Here is a 17104-nt window from a genome sequence, read left to right as displayed (position 1 = left end):
GTGATTCACTAATATCTTTACGACAGGTGCGCCGGGTACGGATCGGAGAGACAGCATGGGGACTTGGGGTTCAGGACCTTTCGACAACGACGTAGCGGGCGACCTGCTCAGCGCAGTACAGGCGGGTGACTACGACATCGACGATTACGCTAGCCACCCCGATGGCGGTTATCTCGATGCCGATGATGCTCAAACAGCAATCGCCGTCGCCGAGATTCTTGCGGTTGCGCACGGCGTTGCGCCGAAGCCTGTGCAGCTGGATGGAATTGACGCCGCCGGGGACGTCAGCACCTTGAGCCCGGAGCCGAAGAGTTGGGTCCTCGCCGCACTCGAGCGTGCCGTTTCCGACAGTGACACTTCGGAGTTGTACGAGTTGTGGGAAGAGAACGGTCCGGAAGACCTCGCAGCTTGGCGGGCGCCGATCCTGAGCAGATTGGCCAGCCTCAAAACGGTGGGGTAAGCGTCACTCGTCTGCAGTCCCTTGCTTACTCGGAGTTCGACGAGGACAGACTCCCCTTGACGTACCGGGTGGTGTCGTCAGCGAGGATCTCGGCGAGCCCGCTTTCGATACCGTCCAGTGCTTGCGCGGCGACGTCGGCAGGATCGATCTTCTGTTCGGCGGGTACGCCAGCGGCCATGTCGGTATCCATGTATGCGACATGCAGTGCCGATACGGAGATTTTGCGCGGCGCAAGTTCTTCTCGAACGGCGTCGGTCATCGCCCAGGCCGCTGCTTTCGACGACGCGTAAGACCCGAGCGCGGCTGGATGGAACCAGGACAGCACCGACAGAACGTTGAGTATTGTTCCGCCGTCGTTGTTTTCGATGACGGGAGCAAACGCCCGGGTCACGGCGAGCGGGCCGTAGAAGTTGACGTCCATCTCTCGTCGAATGTCATCGATGTCGCCCCCGATCAAGGGCGCCGAGGTAGAGATACCTGCGTTGTTGACCAGCAAGGTCACATCCGATGCGATTTGCGCGGCGGCGGTTATCGATTCGGCGTCCGTCACGTCCAACCTCAGGGGGATGACGCCGGGTAGATCGACAGTTTCCGGATTGCGCGCAGCCGCGTACACCTTTGCGCCGCGCTCGACGAGTCCCGCAGCCAGATGGCGTCCGAGCCCGCGATTGGCTCCTGTGACGACCGCAACCGTCTTGTTCAGGTCCATGATTCTCCCAGTGTTGTGATTGCTCGTGACATTTAGATTATGAATCAAATCTAAGTGTCGGCTAGGATAGATGTCAAGTGAAATCCAAACTGGAAGGCGTTGTGATGGGCCGCGTATCGCAGCAACAAGCGGAAGAGAACCGTCGGCGCGTCGTGGAAACCGCAGCCCGACTGTTCCGAGAGAAGGGCACTCACCTCAGCGTCGCCGACCTGATGAAGGCGTCGGGGCTGACCCACGGTGGCTTCTACAAGCAGTTCGCGTCCAAGGACGCTCTCATCGACGAAGCGACCACCCACGCCTTCAAGGAACTGGCTCAGCTGCACTCTGCGGGACTCGAAGAGCATGCAGGGCAACGTGACTCCGCCCGAAAAGCTTTGATCGATACCTATCTCTCGGTGGCGCATCGCGACAACCCGGCAGACGGATGCCCCGCTGCTGCGCTCGCCGCCGACATGGCGCGCGAGCCTGCAGACAGCGAGGCCCGTCGGGTTTACACGGAGGGAGTGGGGGATTTTGCCGCAGCTCTTGCCGACGACGAAGCTGTCGGTCTCCTCCGGCTCTCCACCATGCTCGGTGCACTGGTTCTTTCGCGAGCTACCAAGGGTTCCCCGCTCTCCGAGGAAATTCTCGATTCCGCGCGCGTCGAACTGATCAGAGGGCTTCGAGAGCCGCTGTCATCTTCTTGACGGTCTCGGGTGCCCCTGGCCGCGAATCCCGTTTTCACGAGGTCCAGTGCTCGCGGTTCCGAGAGTCGGACTCTCGATATGTCGATTGAACGCTCTAGTTGATTCCGACGACTTCCTGGGCGATCGCTGCGAGTCTTGCCTGGGCAGCGGATACGACGCCGTGTCGGTTCTTGTGCGCTTCCTCGTACGCAACGATGTCCCGCACCTGTGCGGCGTCGGTCAGTTCCTTCACGGCGGAGACGGCTTGGGTGACGTTGAGTTCGTCGAAGTCTTCGATGGGAAGTTCAGTGGGGTCGAGTAGCCCACTCGACTTCCGTACCGAACGGAAGACGTCGGCGGCACCGTCAGCACCTTCTCGGCGAGTGACCTTCTCAGCCGTGGCGATGGCCGCATCCCTACTGGCCGAGAGTGTTTTCACAGTCACGTCACCGGCATATGCGCCCCAGCTGATCAGCTCACCCAGTACCGGCGGTGAGGTGCGAACAGCGTCGATGGCACGGTCGAGACTGCGGGTCGACCAGGAGACCGGAACGTTGACCAGCCGTATCGCCGCGCCGGTGGCAGCTTGCATCGGTGTGCGGCGCAAAGCTGCCGGTCCACCGAGTGCCTCTTCGGCCAAGACAGTCGTGAGCCAGTCCACGGTCGCGGAGTGTGCAGTGATGAGGCGGTCGGCCAACGCCGCGACGGTCTGATCGCCGCCGGCAGTGGCCAGGGCCTTGAGGTAGCGGGAGCGGTCGAGGAGTTGATGTTCGAGCGCAAGGTCTCCCAATACCGCTTCGTCGAAGGGCTGAGCCTGTTCGACCATCGCTTTCACTCCGGCTGTCGCGCGTCCGAGGAACGGACCGACCAATTCCGGCACGCCCCCCAGATCGCGAACAGTGGACTCTATGGAACTCGCCCTTTCACGGCCGTTCTCTGCGTTTTCCGTCAATTCGCGTCGAACAGCCTCGGTTCTGGCCTGTGCGACGCGCGTTTCGGCGACCTGGATCTCGGTGTGCGTCAGACCGAGGAGGATGCGTAACTGGGTGATCAAGGCGGACGTGGTTTCGGAGTTGCTCATATCGGGGTCGTCCCTTCGTCGGTGCGTGCTTTACGTGATGTTCAGCTTCTGCTCGACGAGTGCTCCGCGGGTCGCGGAGCCACCGCCGCTACGCGGGCTACCCCGACCTACCGCGTAGTAACCACAACGAACAAGTGGGGTCGACGCACCGAGATCGTCGGCGCCAGGACGAGTGAGATCCCGGCCACCCCGAGGTTTCGATTTCTATTCGGTGGGAAGGAGGCATGTGCAGTGCATCCATCCAGAAGCCCACGAGAAACTGCGTCACCTGAGGAGTATCGATATGCCGGACCAGTACGCAATGCAGGACCCGACCACGCGGTTCCCCGCTCCTGTGCGTGAGCGGCAGGCGGAGATCGCACACCCCGGTCTCACCGCAGACATGATTTCTCCTCCCGACCACGGTGAAAACACCTATCGAGGAAGCGGTCGACTCGAAGGAAGGCGTGCGATTGTCACCGGAGCAGATTCGGGCATCGGACGTGCGGTCGCGATTGCATTTGCCAGAGAAGGCGCGGACGTTGTCCTGAGTTATCTCGACGAGGAAGAACAGGACGCTCGGGAAACCGCTCGCTGGGTCGAGGAGGCAGGTCGCAAAGCCGTCTCGGTGCCGGGAGATCTCCGAAGCGAGGAACACTGTTCTGCTTTGGTCGAAACCGCGGTGCGTGAACTCGGCGGACTGGACATCTTGGTGAACAACGCCGCGTTTCAGATGGTGCAGATGGGCGGCATCGCCGATATCACCACCGAACAATTCGACCGTGTGATGAAAACCAACCTCTACGCACTATTCTGGCTCTCCAAAGCAGCGATCGCGCAGATGGAGCCCGGATCGACGATCGTGAATACCTCGTCCATCCAAGGTGCGTCCCCGTCGCCCGAGCTGCTCGATTACGCCACGACAAAGGCGGGCATCATCGACTTCACCAAGGGGCTGGCCGCCGATGTCGCACGGAAGGGAATCAGGGTCAATGCCGTTGCACCTGGACCGATTTGGACGCCACTGATTCCGGCGACGATGCCCAAGGAGAAGTTCGAGACGTTCGGGGACGACGTTCCGCTCGGGCGCGCAGGTCAGCCGGCCGAGCTTGCTCCCGCCTATGTATTTCTCGCCTCTGGCGAATCCAGTTACACCACTGGGGAAGTCATCGGCGTGACGGGTGGAAAACCGCTCACCTGAATGTGCGACTAGACAAGGCGTACGACGACGGCGTAACGGTCAACCGTTGTCGAGGCCGGCGGCGACCATCGCTGCGGCGGTCTCTCGTTCGGAGAATGAGCCCTTCTCCAGACCCCGGATGACGCCGGAGCGATCAGCGGGGGAACGGTTTTGGTTCAACTTCGCTTTTCCGTAGACACGGGCCACGTGCAGTTCGATCCCCACAATCCCTCGCAGCTGCGCATCGACGAACTGCGGCGGCGCGTCGGTGACCTTCCATTCGTTCTCACGGCCGGATTCATGTCGAGCTGTCAGTGCGGTGACATGAGCACGCAGCCACTGCTCGTCGTCGTGCGCAACCAGTTGGCCGTAGACGTAGAGAACTTCGTAGTTCCACGTCGGGACAACCTTCCCGTGGACGCTCTTGCTCGGGTAGAACTCGGGGCTCACGTAGGCGTCGGCGCCGGGGAGGATCACCAGAGACTCCGATGTCCCGGTGTATCGCCAATGCGGATTCGTCCGGGCGAGATGCCCCTCCAACACGTTTCCTTCGGCGTTGTACAGCAGTGGCATCGACGTGACTTCGAGGGTCTCGGGGCCCGGTGTGACCAGGTGTCCGAATCCACCGGCGCGGAGAGAGTCGGCGACCGCGTCGTCCGAGAGGCGGAATTGTCCGGGCAGTATCATGTGTCTCCTCGCAGATTTTTTGTCATGTGACAATGTGTCACAGCGTGGAGGTTTTGTCATGTGCTAATAGAGTGAGCCTGTGACCAGCACTGTGGCGGACCAGGTGAGGCTCTATGTCGTCCGCGGGACAGCGGGCGAGATTTCCGAGGGCATCCGCAATCTCATCAGTGCTGGGGTACTGGCTCCAGGGGATGCGTTGCCGCCCATACGGGCCTTGGCCGACGATCTCGAGGTTCACCGGAACACAGTTGCCGGAGCCTATCGCTTGCTCGTGGCGGCGGGAGTTGTGGAGACACAGGGCCGGCGCGGCAGCTTCGTGCGAGCCATACCGTCCCTGGAAGGAGAAGGCGGTATCGCTCTTCCTGGCAGCGTGGATCTCGCCAGCGGAAATCCTGATCCGGCATTGCTGCCTGATCTCAGAGCCTCGTTGGACCGGACCACTTACACGCCCCGGTTGTACGGCGCCGCAGCCACCGAGCCTCTACTCGATTCCTGGGCACGTTCCTCGATCGAGGACGAGGTTCCAAGGCCGTGTTCGATCACCATCACCAACGGTGCCGTTGACGCGGTCGAGCGACTGTTGACCGCTCATTTGACCCGAGGTGACGCCGTCGCGATCGAGGATCCGTGCTTCCTGGCGAGCATCGGAACGCTCAAAGCCAACAGCTTCCGAGCGGTACCGATGGACATCGACACTTCGGGTATTACCCCGCAAGGGCTGCTGCGTGCTCTCGAAAGTGGTGTGCGCGCGATTATTTGCACCCCTCGTGCGCACAACCCCACCGGGGTCAGCATGAGCGCCGACCGAGCGGCGATTCTCGGAAGCATCCTGGCCGAGTTCCCTCACGTTCTGGTAATCGAGGACGATCACTTCTCTGCCGTGTCCAGCAATCGGTACTGTCGGCTCGCTCCGATGAGCACGACGCGGTGGGCGCTTGTTCGTTCCGTGTCGAAATTTCTCGGGCCCGACCTGCGCGTGGCAGTGGTCGCCTCGGACCTCGACACCGGCATTCGGCTGAGCACTCATCTCCGGTCGGGCGCCAACTGGGTCAGTCACCTGCAGCAGCGCTTGAGTGCTGAACTGCTGAGTGATCCGACGGTGATCGACGGCCTCGCCAATGCTCGCGCTGTCTACGAGCGCCGCCGAACCCTTCTGAAATCTGCACTGTCAGAACATGATATCGAGGTTCCTGACACTTTCGACGGACTCAATGTCTGGGTTCCGCTGGATCGGGATTCCGAACCGATTGTCGAGCGACTCGCCGAGTCTGGCTGGCTCGTGCGGGACGGAAGTCAGTTCTCGGCGACGCCGGGTCAGTGCCACCGGGCACTTCGTGTGACCGCCTCCACCATCACCTCTGACCAAGCACGCGAGTTCGCCAGTGCCCTGGCTGAAATATTGGCGAGCCCGTAGTTGTCCAGCTGCACTACGGTGCGAATCTGAGTCTCTCGCTTCTCGACGAAACTACCGGCGACGGCTGGATCGATAGGATCGGTTCGAGCGACGACGAAGGGTGTAATTGTGGCGAGGGCGGTTGTTGTCGGTGCGAGCCGAGGTCTTGGTCGTGCTTTGATCGAGGGTCTGAGGAGCGATGGCGACGAAGTTCTCGGCATATCGCGTCGGCGTCCTGACGGGTTCGACGTCTCCGAGTGGATCGAAGCCGACCTGACCGATCCTGTTACGGCAGCGAATTCGATCGATCAGGAGCTTGTCGGTGGTGTAGATACCCTGATCTGCAACGTCGGAATTTGGGAAGGGGATGCCTTCACTTCCGATTATGCGTTCACAGATCAATCCGATGTCGAAATGCTCGAAATGATCAACGCCAACATCACGGCCACAATTCTCCTGCTCAAGCGCCTGATCCCGAGAATGATCGGCCGTCCTCGACCTCGGATCATCTTGACCGGGTCCACCTCGGGACTCCCGCGAAGCGGTAGGCCGGAGGTTGCGTTCGGTGCATCGAAGTTCGCGATCAACGGCATTGCCGACGCGTTGAGAGAGGGCTACCGGAAGGACAGACTCGCAGTGACTGTCCTTCATCTCGGATATCTCAATACAGAAGACGGACTCGACGTGCCCCGAGACGTCGCTGCCGCCAGGGGAGAGGGATCTCTGGTCCCGGTACATGACGTTGTGGATACGGTGCGCTCGATCTCGAGTTTGTCGTCTTCGACGTCAGTGCGGGAAGTAGTCCTCACTGCGATCGACGATCCGCGATTCTGATTTGCGGCTGTCGACTCAATCTGGTTGCTGAACAGACGTATTCAGAGAATCTAAACCCCGATCAAGAAGTAAGCTCCGGTCAGATACGTCAGGGTGAGGCCCGCCAAGGCCCACGCCATGTACGGCCGAATGTAGAGGCGCCGCAGGCGGTGCAATCGCAGGGAGGCTCGCAAGAACGCGCCCACGGTCCCGAGCAGCAACATCAGGCTCGGGACGAAGACCGCCAGTCGGCGATCCTTCTGTGAGCACAGCAAGGTGTCGGTACCGAAGCATTCGCCCCGCCGGGAGCCCAACCACACGATCGCGATAACCAAAACCGCGGTAGCCAGAACGACTGACACGCCGTACGTCAGGGTTCGCCTGTTGATCTTTCGCTCTCGACGCTGAATTACATCTGACGCGTCAGAACTGTCGGTCATCACACCGGCTCCTGTACATCGCACCTCACTTCGTGGATCGGCGGTGGGAGAGGGCGTACAGCACTACTCCGACGGCCAAGAGTAATGATGCGCGTAACCACGTCGCAGCGCTCTGCTGGGTGAGCAACGCAACGCACGTACCGAGAGCGAGGATCGGGAAGATGATCGGCGTTCGGAAGTGTTTGTGTTGCACTGCGTCACGGCGCAGAACCAGGACGGCGATGTTGGTGCTGATGAATACGAAAAGCAGCAGGAGTACCACCGTCTCCGCCAGGGCTGACAGCGATCCGGTGACGCAGAGAGCCATGGCGACGGCGGTGGTCGCGATAATCGCCACCCAGGGGGTCCGTCGCTGCGGCAGTACCCGAGCGAAGACGCTCGGGAGCAAGCCTTCCGATGCCATCCCGTATGTCAGCCTGCTCGCCATGATCATTGTCAGCAGTGCGCCGTTGGCGACGGCGACCAACGCGATCAGGCTGAACAGGCGAGGCGGAACGCCGACGTCGGCAGCTGACACAACTTCCAGCAGTGGCCCGGAGGATGCGGCAAGTTCGTCGGCGGGCAGGACCACCGAGACAGCCAGGCCGACAAGGACATAGGCGGCGCCGGCTGTCAGTAATGCTCCGAACAGTGCGCGTGGGTAGACCTTGCTCACGTTCTTCACTTCTTCGGCGACGTTCGCGGACGTTTCGAAGCCGACAAAAGAGTAGTACGCGAGGAGCGCCGCAGCCAGCACCGCGAGTGCAGGCGATCGGCTGTCGTCGAACTCCACGACGCGGCTCAGGGTTCCGTCGCCGCGCCCGAGAACTATGCAAGCGAGGACGACAACGAGGACGAGCCCGGTGACCTCCACGACTGTCATGACGACGTTGGCGCGCATCGACTCCTTGATGCCTCTGGCATTGAGAAGTCCCACCAGGAGCAGGAAGACGAGCGCCGCTGGAACGGTTGGGACGTCGATGAAGGCTTTGAGATAGTCGCCCGAGAATGCGAGGGCGAGTCCCGCCGCACTGGTTACGCCGGCCGCCAGCATCGAGAAGCCGACAAGGAACGAGATCAGTGGTTTCCGATACGCCCGTTGGGCGAAGACGGCTGCGCCGCCCGCTCGCGGATATTTGGTGACCAGTTCGGCATACGACGTTGCTGTCAGCAATGCCATGACGAGCGCTACGAGCAGTGGTACCCAGACGGCTCCACCAACTTCACCGGCGATGACGCCCACCAACGCGTAGATACCGGCGCCCAGAACATCTCCGAGGATGAACACGAAAAGGAGTGGGCCGGTTATCGCCCGGGTCAGAGTGTTCGTACCGCCGCCTTCGTCGCGGCGTGCGGTTTCGTCCACGTTCTCGGCCCTCGCGGCGCGTCGCATGTGCAAGGTTCATCCTGTCTTCATGGTGACGTGCCGCCACCTCAGGAGCAGTCATGTACCCATTGGCCGAGGTTTCAAACGTAGGTCGCCCGCCTTCCCGTGCTTTGCTTGTAGGGGAATCGCAGAAGTAGTGACTGGAGGACGAAGTGGCCGAAACGACGGTTGCCGCGGTGATGGACGAGTTGGCTGCTCTCGAAGATCCGAAGGCGCGTGCGGTGAACGAGAAGCACGGTGACGATCACGGTGTGAACCTCACAAAACTGCGCGCTGTTGCGAAGCGATTGAAGACTCAGCAGGAACTCGCACAACAGCTTTGGGCGACGGGCGATACCGCGGCGCGATTGTTGGCCCTTTTGATCTGCCGCCCGAAGGCGTTCGAGCGTGACGAGTTGGATGTCATGTTGCGAGAGGCCCGCACTCCGAAGGTGCAGGACTGGCTCGTCAATTACGTGGTGAAGAAGAACCCGCATGCCGAGGAGTTGCGGGTGGCCTGGACCGCTGACCCTGATCCTGTGGTCGCTAGCGCCGGGTGGGCTCTGACCACCGAACGTGTCGCGAAGAAGCCCGAGGGACTTGACCTTTCAGGGCTACTCGACGTCATCGAGGCGGAGATGAAGGATGCTCCTGACCGCCTGCAATGGGCGATGAATCACTGCCTGGCTCAGATCGGGATCGAACATGCCGAGTACCGCGCCCGGGCAATCGAGATCGGTGAGCGACTGCGGGTGCTCGAGGATTACCCGACTCCACCGAACTGCACCTCGCCGTTTGCGCCCATCTGGATCGCGGAGATGGTGCGACGACAGAGGGCAAAGTAGAGCGCACGACAACTGAGGATAGGGTTACCTTCGTGCTACGTTAGGCGCCGTCACCCGCTCGGGGTGTCTGAGCAGGTCGATCGACCGGGAGGTCCTGGCGTGGCGAGAATTTTGGGACGAGGGCTGTCAGAGCGACGAAGTGGTGGCAGCCGTGTCCGCCGGATGGTAGCCGTCGTGGCGGCGTGCGGGCTGGCGGCCGGAATGGCGGCCTGCAGCAGCAACGGCGACAAAGACAGCACCGACGACAAAGACAGCACCCGGACTTCATCCGCAGTCGACGCCGCGTTCCCGGTGACGATCACGTCGGCCCTCGGCACGGCCGAGATCAAGGAGGAGCCCAGGCGGGTCGCAACCTGGGGATGGTCCAATCAGGACGCCCTCCTGGCGCTCGGTGTCGTCCCGGTCGCGATGCCCACTTTCTCCGGACCTCAGTACGGGGCCGACGCGCAGGGCATTCTGAAGTGGGACGCCGAGGCACTCGACAAACTCGGTGGCGAGCAGCCGATCTTGTTGTCGGGTGACGGAACGGGCGAAGCACCTGTCGAGCAGTTCGCCAAGGCTGAACCAGATCTCATCTTCGCCCCGTACTCCGGGCTCACTCAGCAGGAATTCGACGCACTGTCGAAGATCGCGCCGGTGGTTTCCTTCCAGGACGAGCCGTGGACCGCGTCGTGGCAGGACCAGGTGACCATCGCTGGTCAGGCGCTGGGTAAACAGGCCGAGGCCGGCACGCTCATCGACAAGACCAACGCCGCGATCAGCGCGACGGCTGCGAAGAACCCTGCGTTGCAAGGTAAGACCGTCACCATCGGACTCCCGAACAGTCCGAGCACCTTCGCGGTGAGTAAGAACGCCGACGTGCGTGTCGAGTTCCTCGAGCAGCTGGGTCTGAAGAACGAGCCGACGATCCAGCAGGCCGATCCCGCCAAGGATCCCGAGGCCGTGTACTTCGAGCTGAGCACCGAGCAGGCGCCGCTGATTGCGTCTGACGTGCTGTTCGTGGTGGCCTACGACAAGGACTCTCTGAACGCGTTCCTCGCCGAGCCACTGGTGGCAGCTCAGCCGGTGATCGTCGATGGGCGTACGGCATCCACCAAGGACTTCAGCGTCGACAAGAACTTCGCGTTCGGCGGACTGACGGTCCTGACCATCCCGTACATCCTCGACGACGTCGCCACAGTTCTGAACACCGCTGCCGGCAACGTCAAGGGCTGACCGGCCCGCTAGCGGGAAGTTCGAAACTGTGTCCGGTACCGCTGTGGGCTGGTGCCGACCAGGTCTCGGAAGCGTTCGCGGAACGTGGTGACGGCATTGAATCCGACTTGTCCCGCAACACGTTCGAACGAGTGGTCGGTAGTCTCGAGCAGAAATTGCGCTTGGCGGAGCCGCGCGTGATGGAGCCACTGCAACGGCGTTGTACCGATCTGTTCCTGGAAGCGGCGGTTGAGCGTGCGGGTGCTCATCGTTGCCTTGGCCGCGATTGTCGTGATGTCGAGCTGCTCCCCGAGATTCTCTTCCATCCAGTTCAGCAGTGGACGAAGGGTTGTCCCGCTGGGTACGGGAGGCTCGTGGACGATGAATTGTGCTTGCCCTCCGGCACGTTCGAGCGGCATCACGCTCAGACGTGCCGTGTCGGCGGCGACGGCAGACCCGTAGTCCTGACGCACCATATACAGACAGAGGTCGAGTGCGGCCGCAGCGCCCGCCGAAGTCAAGATGTGCCCGTTGTCGACGTAGAGAACGGCAGCATCGACGTCGACAGCCGGGTGCCGACGCGCCAACTCTGCGGCGGCCGCCCAGTGCGTCGTCGCGCGAAGTCCGTCGAGCAAGCCGGTGTCGGCGAGCGTGAATGCGCCGACGCACAGTGATGCGATGCGTGTGCCGCGATCTGCGGCTGATCTGAGGGCGTCGATGATCTCGGCGTCGATCGGCACATCGAGATCGGCGGTGCCCGGGATGATGATCGTGCTGGCCTGGGCGAGACGTGACAGTCCGTGCGGTACGCGCATCGTGAACGTTCCGGTCTCCACCTCCTCGGTGAGCGCGCACACGGCGGTCCGGTAGGCCGGTGCGCCTGAGGGAAGCCTGCATCGTCCGAAGACTTCGAGGGGTGCTGCCAGGTCCATCGGCACCACTCCGGGCAACGCGAGAACTGCAACGTCATGCATGTCTGAAACGTAGCGTATGTGGCGCGAGATTCTGTGATCTCGTGTCGTGAAATATCCTCTCAACTGGTATTTCACAGAATATGTGAGGTTGGCTGAAAGCCGTCGAAGGTTGGCTTTCAGCCGTCGCCGCAGGGGTCAACTTCCTCCTACTGTCGTAGGAACAGCGACGCGCACAGGAGCGCGTCGCACAAAATCGGAGGTTGCAGTGCACGCGCAGATCGTGTTGTTCGACGGATTCGATCCCATGGATGTCGTGGGTCCGTACGAGGTGCTCTACGCCGGGGGTCTCGCCAGCGGTGGGGCGTTGAGTGTCGAACTCGTCAGTGCGGAGGGGCCTCGGACCGTCCTGAGTGGAAGTGGTGAACTCGCTATGACCGCCACTGCAACCCTCGATGTCGAACACGCGGATCTGATTATCGTTCCCGGAGCATCGGGTCTCTTTGAACCCGATGCGGACCAGCCGGGCACCAGTTTGCCGGAAAGACTCGCGGCCACAACGGAAACCGAACTGCCTGTCATGATGCGGCGTGCACTTGACGATCCTGGTGTTCTTGTTGCGACCGTCTGTGGAGGATCTTTGGCGCTGGCGATGGCGGGGCTTCTCGAAGGGCGCCGCGCCGTGACGCACCATCTTGCCGTGGACGCACTGGCGGCCGGCGGCGTTATTCCGATCCAGGCGCGAATCGTCGACGACGGTGACCTGATCACCGCCGGCGGTGTGACATCCGGTCTCGACCTTGGCCTGTACCTGTTGGAACGATGCCTCGGGCCCCGGATAAGTCTCGAGGTCGAAGCGCTCTTCGACTACGAGCGTCGTGGAACGGTGTGGTCGGCCAATGGCGCCGAGCCTGTAATCACCTTCGCCCCGGACGCTGCGTGAATACGCTTGTGCGTACCGAAACGCGAGAAATCCCATGACCGGAATCCTGCTGTCCCTCCACGTGATTGCGGCCATTCTTGCCATCGGCCCCGTCGCGGTGGCGGCGAGTATGTTCCCGGTGGCGAGCCGCGCCGCGCTCGCCGATCCGGACAGCGCCAGTGTTGCGACGACGGGCATGCTGCATCGCATCGTTCGGGTGTATGCCACGATCGGCGTTGTCGTTCCGATGCTCGGTGTCGCCACCGCCGTCAATCTCGGAGTGCTCGGTGACCTGTGGATCCTCACCTCGATCGCACTCACCGTCGTTGCCGCCGTGATACTCACCGCGGTCGTGCTTCCCGCCCAACGGCTGACAATGGCGGCGATCGAAGGAACCGGGTCCGTTGTGGATGTCGCAACGCGGCTCACCCGTCGACTGGGCACAGCGACGGGGATCTTCAATCTGCTCTGGGTCGTTGTCGTCGTGCTGATGATCTTTCGGCCAGGATCGACAACCGGCGTGTGATCCGAGGCGATATTTCCCGTGTCGGAGACAGCGACGCTTGACCTTGACACAGTGACAAGGACTCCAATGGTCGACGAAGGAGGTGGTTGTCGTGAACACAACCAACCATGGTGGACAGAATGCTCACCTCGTCGACGCATTGGCCGCGGCTGATCCCTCGGTTCGGCTGCGCGCCGCGCTCGCTGTCGGCACGCGCCCGGACCCTGAGCTGACGGATGCCCTGATCGATCGGTGCGCCGTCGAGCCGGACTTCTTCGTCCGCGACATGCTGACCTGGGCATTGTGCCGCTTGCCGGCCGAAATTACTGTGCCGAGGCTGATCCGTGAGCTCGGGTCCGATGGTTCGCAAGCCCGCAGTCAGGCGCTCCACACCTTGTCCAAGATCGGCGATCCGATCGCGTGGCCCGAGGTCTCTGCGCTGGTGCACGACCAGGACGACGAGGTCGCGCGCAGTGCGTGGCGCGCCGCAGTGGCACTCGTGCCGGCAGGAGTCGAGGGTGCACTCGCAGCGGATCTGGCGACCGAACTCGGGCGGGGTGAACTGCAGATGCAGCTCAGTCTCAGTCGAGCTCTGACAGGACTCGGCGAGGCTGTACTACCGGTGCTCGACGCGGCCGGTATGAGCCCGAATCCGCGTGTCCGGGCGCATGCTGATGCTACAAAGCAACTCTGGCACGACCCCGACGGTGGGTTCGCACTCTCTCACGAGTTGGCGAAGCGCGTCGCGGCAATCGGCCCGGACGCGTAGGAAGGGGAGACGGATGTTGATCGGCGAGGTCTCGCGGCGTTGTGGTGTCAGCACGCGGATGCTGCGTCACTACGACACCTTGGGACTGGTGAAGCCGACGGGCCGCACGTCCAGCGGTTACCGGGAGTACTCCGCCGACGACATCCGTCGACTCTTCCACGTCGAGAGCTTGAGGACGTTGGGGCTCTCGTTGAACGAGGCCAAGCGTGCACTGGACGAACCCGACTTCGCGCCGGCCGATTTGGTGGGTGAACTCATGCAACACACTCGGCAACGGATCGCGGCGGAGGAGGAATTGCTGACCAAACTCGAAAGGGTCGATGCCAGCGCCCCTTCGGAGTGGGACGACGTCCTACGCATGGTCTCACTGTTGCGTGCACTCGAATCCGAGTTCGCTGCCCATCGTCAGCAAGCGATCCTGTCGCAGGAGCTGAATGCGGCGTTGCCCGTCGACGCACTCGTCGAGGCCATCCTGTCGGAGAAGGATGCCAACGTGGCCGGAGCGTTGCAGTGGGCGTTGGCGAGGACCGAAGGTGCGGGCCTTGCAGGTCTCACGAAGGGGCTCGAATCGGAGGACGTCGAGGTTCGACGCCGCGCGACGTCGGCCATCTCCGGGATCCACACCGAGGAAGCAACTCGGGCGCTGAAGCGAGCTCTCGATGATTCGGACGCGATAGTCCGCGCTGATGCCGCTCTCACCCTCGGATCTCGCGGAGAGGCCGTCTCGATGCCCGCTCTCCTCGAGATGGTCGCCGACGGGCGACGCGACGTCGAGGCCGGAGAGGTGCTCGGTCTTCTCGCGGAGCACTCACCGACAAGCGGTGAGGTCGTCGATGCCGGGCAGGCAAGACTCGACGGCACTGACGACGCCCCGACGAGGTTGCGAATCACGCAGGCACTCGCTGAGATTCCCGGCGCGGCGGCCCGGGAAGCGCTCGCCCGGCTGACACGCGACGACGACAAGACGGTCGCGTCCACGGCAGCGGCGATCCTCGCGATGCGGGACCGTGGACCACGCCGACGCGAACGACCGCGTATCGGGGACTGACAACGGCGCAGCTAGTGCGGATCACCCACGCAGAAAAGGTTTCCCGCCGGATCCGCCAACACGTCCCAAATTGATCCGCCCGACTCATGGCGCTCGATGTGGGCTGCTCCTGCCGCGACAAACGTCGCGACGACCTCGTCCCGCGGAGGATCCTGCGGTTCGAGGTCGAAGTCGAGGTGAACCGTATTCCTTTGGCTGCGAGCCTGATCGATCCGTTGGAAACCGAGAGTGAGTGGGAGGTCCGGGGCCGTCACCGTCAGGAAATCTTCGTCACCATCGGTACTCGCCTCGCCGAATCGCTCCGACCACCAGGTGGCAAGTGATCGGGCATCCGTTGCATCGAACGTAACCATGGCCAATCGCACCATCACACACCACAACCTCTTTACACGTGACTGCCTTTCGATCGATCTTAGGCAAAGCCCTGCAGCTGCTGCGCACCCGCTGCGGAGTGATCGGCGGATAGGGTTTCTTGCGTGGTAGATCAACGGCGAAAGAGTTTGCGACGCAGGTACCTGAGCCTCGGCCTCGGCGAACTGGCGGCCGCGGCCGTATTTGCCGCTGTGGCTGTCGGCGTCGTGATGCCTCGGCTCGAATGCCCGAAAGACTCCGCTGCGTTGTGGTCGGCGCTGGCCCCACTGCTTGTGATACTCGTACAAGCAGGTGTCTACTGGCTGCTTGCGCGAGGCTGGGTCGAGCAGGCACCGATGCCGGTCCGCCTCGCAGCGCTCTACCGCGTGTTTCGGGTCCTCGATGTTCTCTTGTTGGCGATAGCTCTTCTCGGCGTTGTCATCTGGCTACCAGATCACTCCGGCGCGGCCGTGGGCGTCGTGGCGGTGTGGGCTTTCGGCGTCGCCGAGTACGCCAACTACTTCGTGGCTCGTCTCGCCTACCCGCTGCGGCGGTGGCCTTTCGAGGTCGGCAAGTTGCGGAGGCCCCAACTTGTGCACGACCTGCATTCGGCGCGGTGATACCGGCGATGAAGCCTGCCTTTGCCGCAACGGCAAAATTTGATGCGGGATCGGAGTGAATTCGGAAGGATCGGTTCTGCCCACCCAGGAATGAAGCCTCTATGTCGTTCTTCACCGAGTAAGGAGAACCACTATGGCAACGTCGCGTCGCCACCGCCGTGATGCCCCACCGCCCCGGTCCGGAAACAGCGAGGTCGATACGCTACGCGCGTTTCTCGACTACTTGCGTGATTCGATCGCTGCCAAGGTCGAGGGTGCTCCGGAACCTCAGGTGCGCACCACAATTGTTCCGTCTGGGACAACCTTGCTCGGGCTGGTCACTCACTTGACCTTTGTCGAACGATCGATGTTTCTCGCAGAAAACGTGACGGATTGGAAAGCGACGTTTCAGCCGTCATCGGAAGACAGCGTGGACGGTGTCGTCAGTCGCTATCGCGAGACGGTCGAGCGTGCCAACGCAGTTCTCGACGGATGCACAGATCTTGCCGCGCCCATCCCGCGACCGGGGGCGAAACGACCCGCTCCCAGTGTCCGCTGGGCGCTCGTGCACATGATCGAAGAGACCGGGCGCCATGCCGGGCACGCTGACATCCTCCGCGAACTGATCGACGGTGCGACCGGCCGGTGACATCGCAACAGTGGATAGAATCCGTCGGTACAAGTGGCAGATCCTGGACGACAACCGTGGCGGTGAGGTCTTCCATCCCGCCCACAGCTTCCGCGCTTCATCGAGGCAGATGTCCACGACCGCCCACTGGTACAGCGTCGACAGTTCCGTCGGGAGTCGTTACTTCCCAAGCTAGTCCGGTGGCGGCCGAGGGAATGAGCCCGTCGATCCATTTGGCCACGACACCGACGACAACTTTCTCGAGTTCCACACGTGACCACTTTCGCGGTCGATGCGGAACCGGCGGTTCCCAGCCTTCCTCGCCCCAGATCACGCCGAATAGCTCTCTCTCATAACCGATTTTCTGATTCAGGCTGAATGCGTCTGGACCCTCGAATCGTGCCCAGACGCCGAATGTTCCCTCGCCGTCCTGATCGACCGAGACATCGATGACGATCCCTTCGGTGCGCGGGGTTGCCGCGTGGTGAATCGCAGCCAGTCGATCGCTCACTACCGCCGACACGGTATCGAGGACAGACCTCAGCGCGTCGCTGTACTCAGCAGGTTCCATCGGCACAGG

21 protein-coding genes are annotated in these 17104 nt (G+C 62.2%); 13 read left to right on the top strand and 8 right to left on the bottom strand.

From position 1 onward, the window contains the following. Positions 1–55 precede the first annotated feature (55 nt). Entirely contained in the window at positions 56–460 is a 405-nt protein-coding gene (locus tag ACBG85_RS27750) for a DUF4259 domain-containing protein (RefSeq protein WP_372025588.1), read from the top strand. Positions 461–485: 25 nt separating this feature from the next. Here ACBG85_RS27750 and ACBG85_RS27745 read toward each other — a convergent pair whose 3' ends face one another. Beyond that, positions 486–1169 (bottom strand): SDR family oxidoreductase, encoded by a 684-nt coding sequence (locus ACBG85_RS27745; protein WP_007735616.1) that lies wholly within the window; start codon positions 1167–1169, stop codon positions 486–488. 77 nt (positions 1170–1246) lie between these two features. Here ACBG85_RS27745 and ACBG85_RS27740 point away from each other — a divergent pair, with 77 nt between their 5' ends. After that, positions 1247–1855 carry a TetR/AcrR family transcriptional regulator gene (locus ACBG85_RS27740; RefSeq protein ID WP_007735618.1) on the top strand — a complete coding sequence of 203 codons (609 nt, stop codon included), beginning with the start codon at positions 1247–1249 and terminating at the stop codon, positions 1853–1855. 94 nt (positions 1856–1949) lie between these two features. On the opposite strand, the gene ACBG85_RS27735 is transcribed toward ACBG85_RS27740, so the two are convergent. Continuing rightward, positions 1950–2915, bottom strand: coding sequence for a hypothetical protein (locus ACBG85_RS27735; RefSeq protein WP_064074403.1), 966 nt, complete (start codon positions 2913–2915; stop codon positions 1950–1952). A gap of 283 nt (positions 2916–3198) precedes the next feature. Here ACBG85_RS27735 and ACBG85_RS27730 point away from each other — a divergent pair, with 283 nt between their 5' ends. Beyond that, positions 3199–4095, top strand: a complete 897-nt coding sequence (locus ACBG85_RS27730; protein WP_007735622.1) for an SDR family oxidoreductase — start codon at positions 3199–3201, stop codon at positions 4093–4095. A 39-nt stretch (positions 4096–4134) separates the two neighbouring features. On the opposite strand, the gene ACBG85_RS27725 is transcribed toward ACBG85_RS27730, so the two are convergent. Then, a complete protein-coding gene (locus ACBG85_RS27725; RefSeq protein WP_047889521.1) occupies positions 4135–4761 on the bottom strand; it encodes an FMN-binding negative transcriptional regulator in 627 nt (208 codons plus the stop codon). Between the two features lie 79 nt (positions 4762–4840). On the opposite strand from ACBG85_RS27725, the gene ACBG85_RS27720 reads away from it, so the two are divergent. Then, a complete protein-coding gene (locus ACBG85_RS27720) occupies positions 4841–6175 on the top strand; it encodes an aminotransferase class I/II-fold pyridoxal phosphate-dependent enzyme (RefSeq protein WP_231915169.1) in 1335 nt (444 codons plus the stop codon). 108 nt (positions 6176–6283) lie between these two features. Continuing rightward, the gene (locus ACBG85_RS27715; protein WP_042448150.1) at positions 6284–6988 is read left to right on the top strand and encodes an SDR family oxidoreductase; all 705 of its coding nucleotides are present in this window, start codon (positions 6284–6286) and stop codon (positions 6986–6988) included. Positions 6989–7038: 50 nt separating this feature from the next. On the opposite strand, the gene ACBG85_RS27710 is transcribed toward ACBG85_RS27715, so the two are convergent. Both ACBG85_RS27710 and ACBG85_RS27705 read right to left on the bottom strand, forming a co-directional pair. Next, the gene (locus ACBG85_RS27710; RefSeq protein WP_007735659.1) at positions 7039–7407 is read right to left on the bottom strand and encodes a hypothetical protein; all 369 of its coding nucleotides are present in this window, start codon (positions 7405–7407) and stop codon (positions 7039–7041) included. 25 nt (positions 7408–7432) lie between these two features. Next, the gene (locus ACBG85_RS27705) at positions 7433–8779 is read right to left on the bottom strand and encodes an APC family permease (RefSeq protein WP_007735660.1); all 1347 of its coding nucleotides are present in this window, start codon (positions 8777–8779) and stop codon (positions 7433–7435) included. A gap of 146 nt (positions 8780–8925) precedes the next feature. Between ACBG85_RS27705 and ACBG85_RS27700 the strand changes: the two genes are divergently transcribed. Further along, positions 8926–9597, top strand: a complete 672-nt coding sequence (locus ACBG85_RS27700) for a DNA alkylation repair protein (protein ID WP_030537444.1) — start codon at positions 8926–8928, stop codon at positions 9595–9597. Between the two features lie 99 nt (positions 9598–9696). After that, positions 9697–10812 (top strand): ABC transporter substrate-binding protein, encoded by a 1116-nt coding sequence (locus ACBG85_RS27695; protein WP_230691780.1) that lies wholly within the window; start codon positions 9697–9699, stop codon positions 10810–10812. 8 nt (positions 10813–10820) lie between these two features. On the opposite strand, the gene ACBG85_RS27690 is transcribed toward ACBG85_RS27695, so the two are convergent. Then, on the bottom strand, positions 10821–11765 hold the full coding sequence (locus ACBG85_RS27690; RefSeq protein WP_372025584.1) for a GlxA family transcriptional regulator: 945 nt from the start codon (positions 11763–11765) through the stop codon (positions 10821–10823). Positions 11766–11970: 205 nt separating this feature from the next. Here ACBG85_RS27690 and ACBG85_RS27685 point away from each other — a divergent pair, with 205 nt between their 5' ends. The 4 genes from ACBG85_RS27685 (at position 11971) to ACBG85_RS27670 (ending at position 14946) form a co-directional block, all read left to right on the top strand. Next, complete coding sequence (locus tag ACBG85_RS27685; RefSeq protein WP_081558639.1) at positions 11971–12645, top strand: DJ-1/PfpI family protein; 675 nt, start codon at positions 11971–11973, stop codon at positions 12643–12645. A gap of 34 nt (positions 12646–12679) precedes the next feature. Then, positions 12680–13150: a DUF2269 family protein gene (locus tag ACBG85_RS27680; protein WP_003943264.1), complete on the top strand. Its 471-nt coding sequence runs from the start codon at positions 12680–12682 to the stop codon at positions 13148–13150. Between the two features lie 82 nt (positions 13151–13232). Beyond that, positions 13233–13898, top strand: a complete 666-nt coding sequence (locus tag ACBG85_RS27675; protein ID WP_172827070.1) for a HEAT repeat domain-containing protein — start codon at positions 13233–13235, stop codon at positions 13896–13898. A gap of 13 nt (positions 13899–13911) precedes the next feature. Continuing rightward, positions 13912–14946 (top strand): HEAT repeat domain-containing protein, encoded by a 1035-nt coding sequence (locus ACBG85_RS27670; protein WP_372025582.1) that lies wholly within the window; start codon positions 13912–13914, stop codon positions 14944–14946. Between the two features lie 11 nt (positions 14947–14957). Here ACBG85_RS27670 and ACBG85_RS27665 read toward each other — a convergent pair whose 3' ends face one another. Then, a complete protein-coding gene (locus ACBG85_RS27665; protein ID WP_037130490.1) occupies positions 14958–15314 on the bottom strand; it encodes a VOC family protein in 357 nt (118 codons plus the stop codon). Between the two features lie 108 nt (positions 15315–15422). Here ACBG85_RS27665 and ACBG85_RS27660 point away from each other — a divergent pair, with 108 nt between their 5' ends. Both ACBG85_RS27660 and ACBG85_RS27655 read left to right on the top strand, forming a co-directional pair. Beyond that, complete coding sequence (locus ACBG85_RS27660; protein ID WP_217018072.1) at positions 15423–15917, top strand: hypothetical protein; 495 nt, start codon at positions 15423–15425, stop codon at positions 15915–15917. 133 nt (positions 15918–16050) lie between these two features. Continuing rightward, positions 16051–16545: a DinB family protein gene (locus ACBG85_RS27655; RefSeq protein ID WP_217018071.1), complete on the top strand. Its 495-nt coding sequence runs from the start codon at positions 16051–16053 to the stop codon at positions 16543–16545. Between the two features lie 97 nt (positions 16546–16642). On the opposite strand, the gene ACBG85_RS27650 is transcribed toward ACBG85_RS27655, so the two are convergent. Beyond that, positions 16643–17095, bottom strand: a complete 453-nt coding sequence (locus ACBG85_RS27650; RefSeq protein WP_217018065.1) for a DUF6389 family protein — start codon at positions 17093–17095, stop codon at positions 16643–16645. Between the last annotated feature and the right edge of the window lie 9 nt (positions 17096–17104).

It is taken from the genome of Rhodococcus sp. NyZ502 (assembly GCF_041464245.1).
Classification (GTDB): Bacteria; Actinomycetota; Actinomycetes; order Mycobacteriales; family Mycobacteriaceae; genus Rhodococcus_F; species Rhodococcus_F qingshengii.
This window is presented reverse-complemented; position numbering and strand designations above follow the sequence as displayed.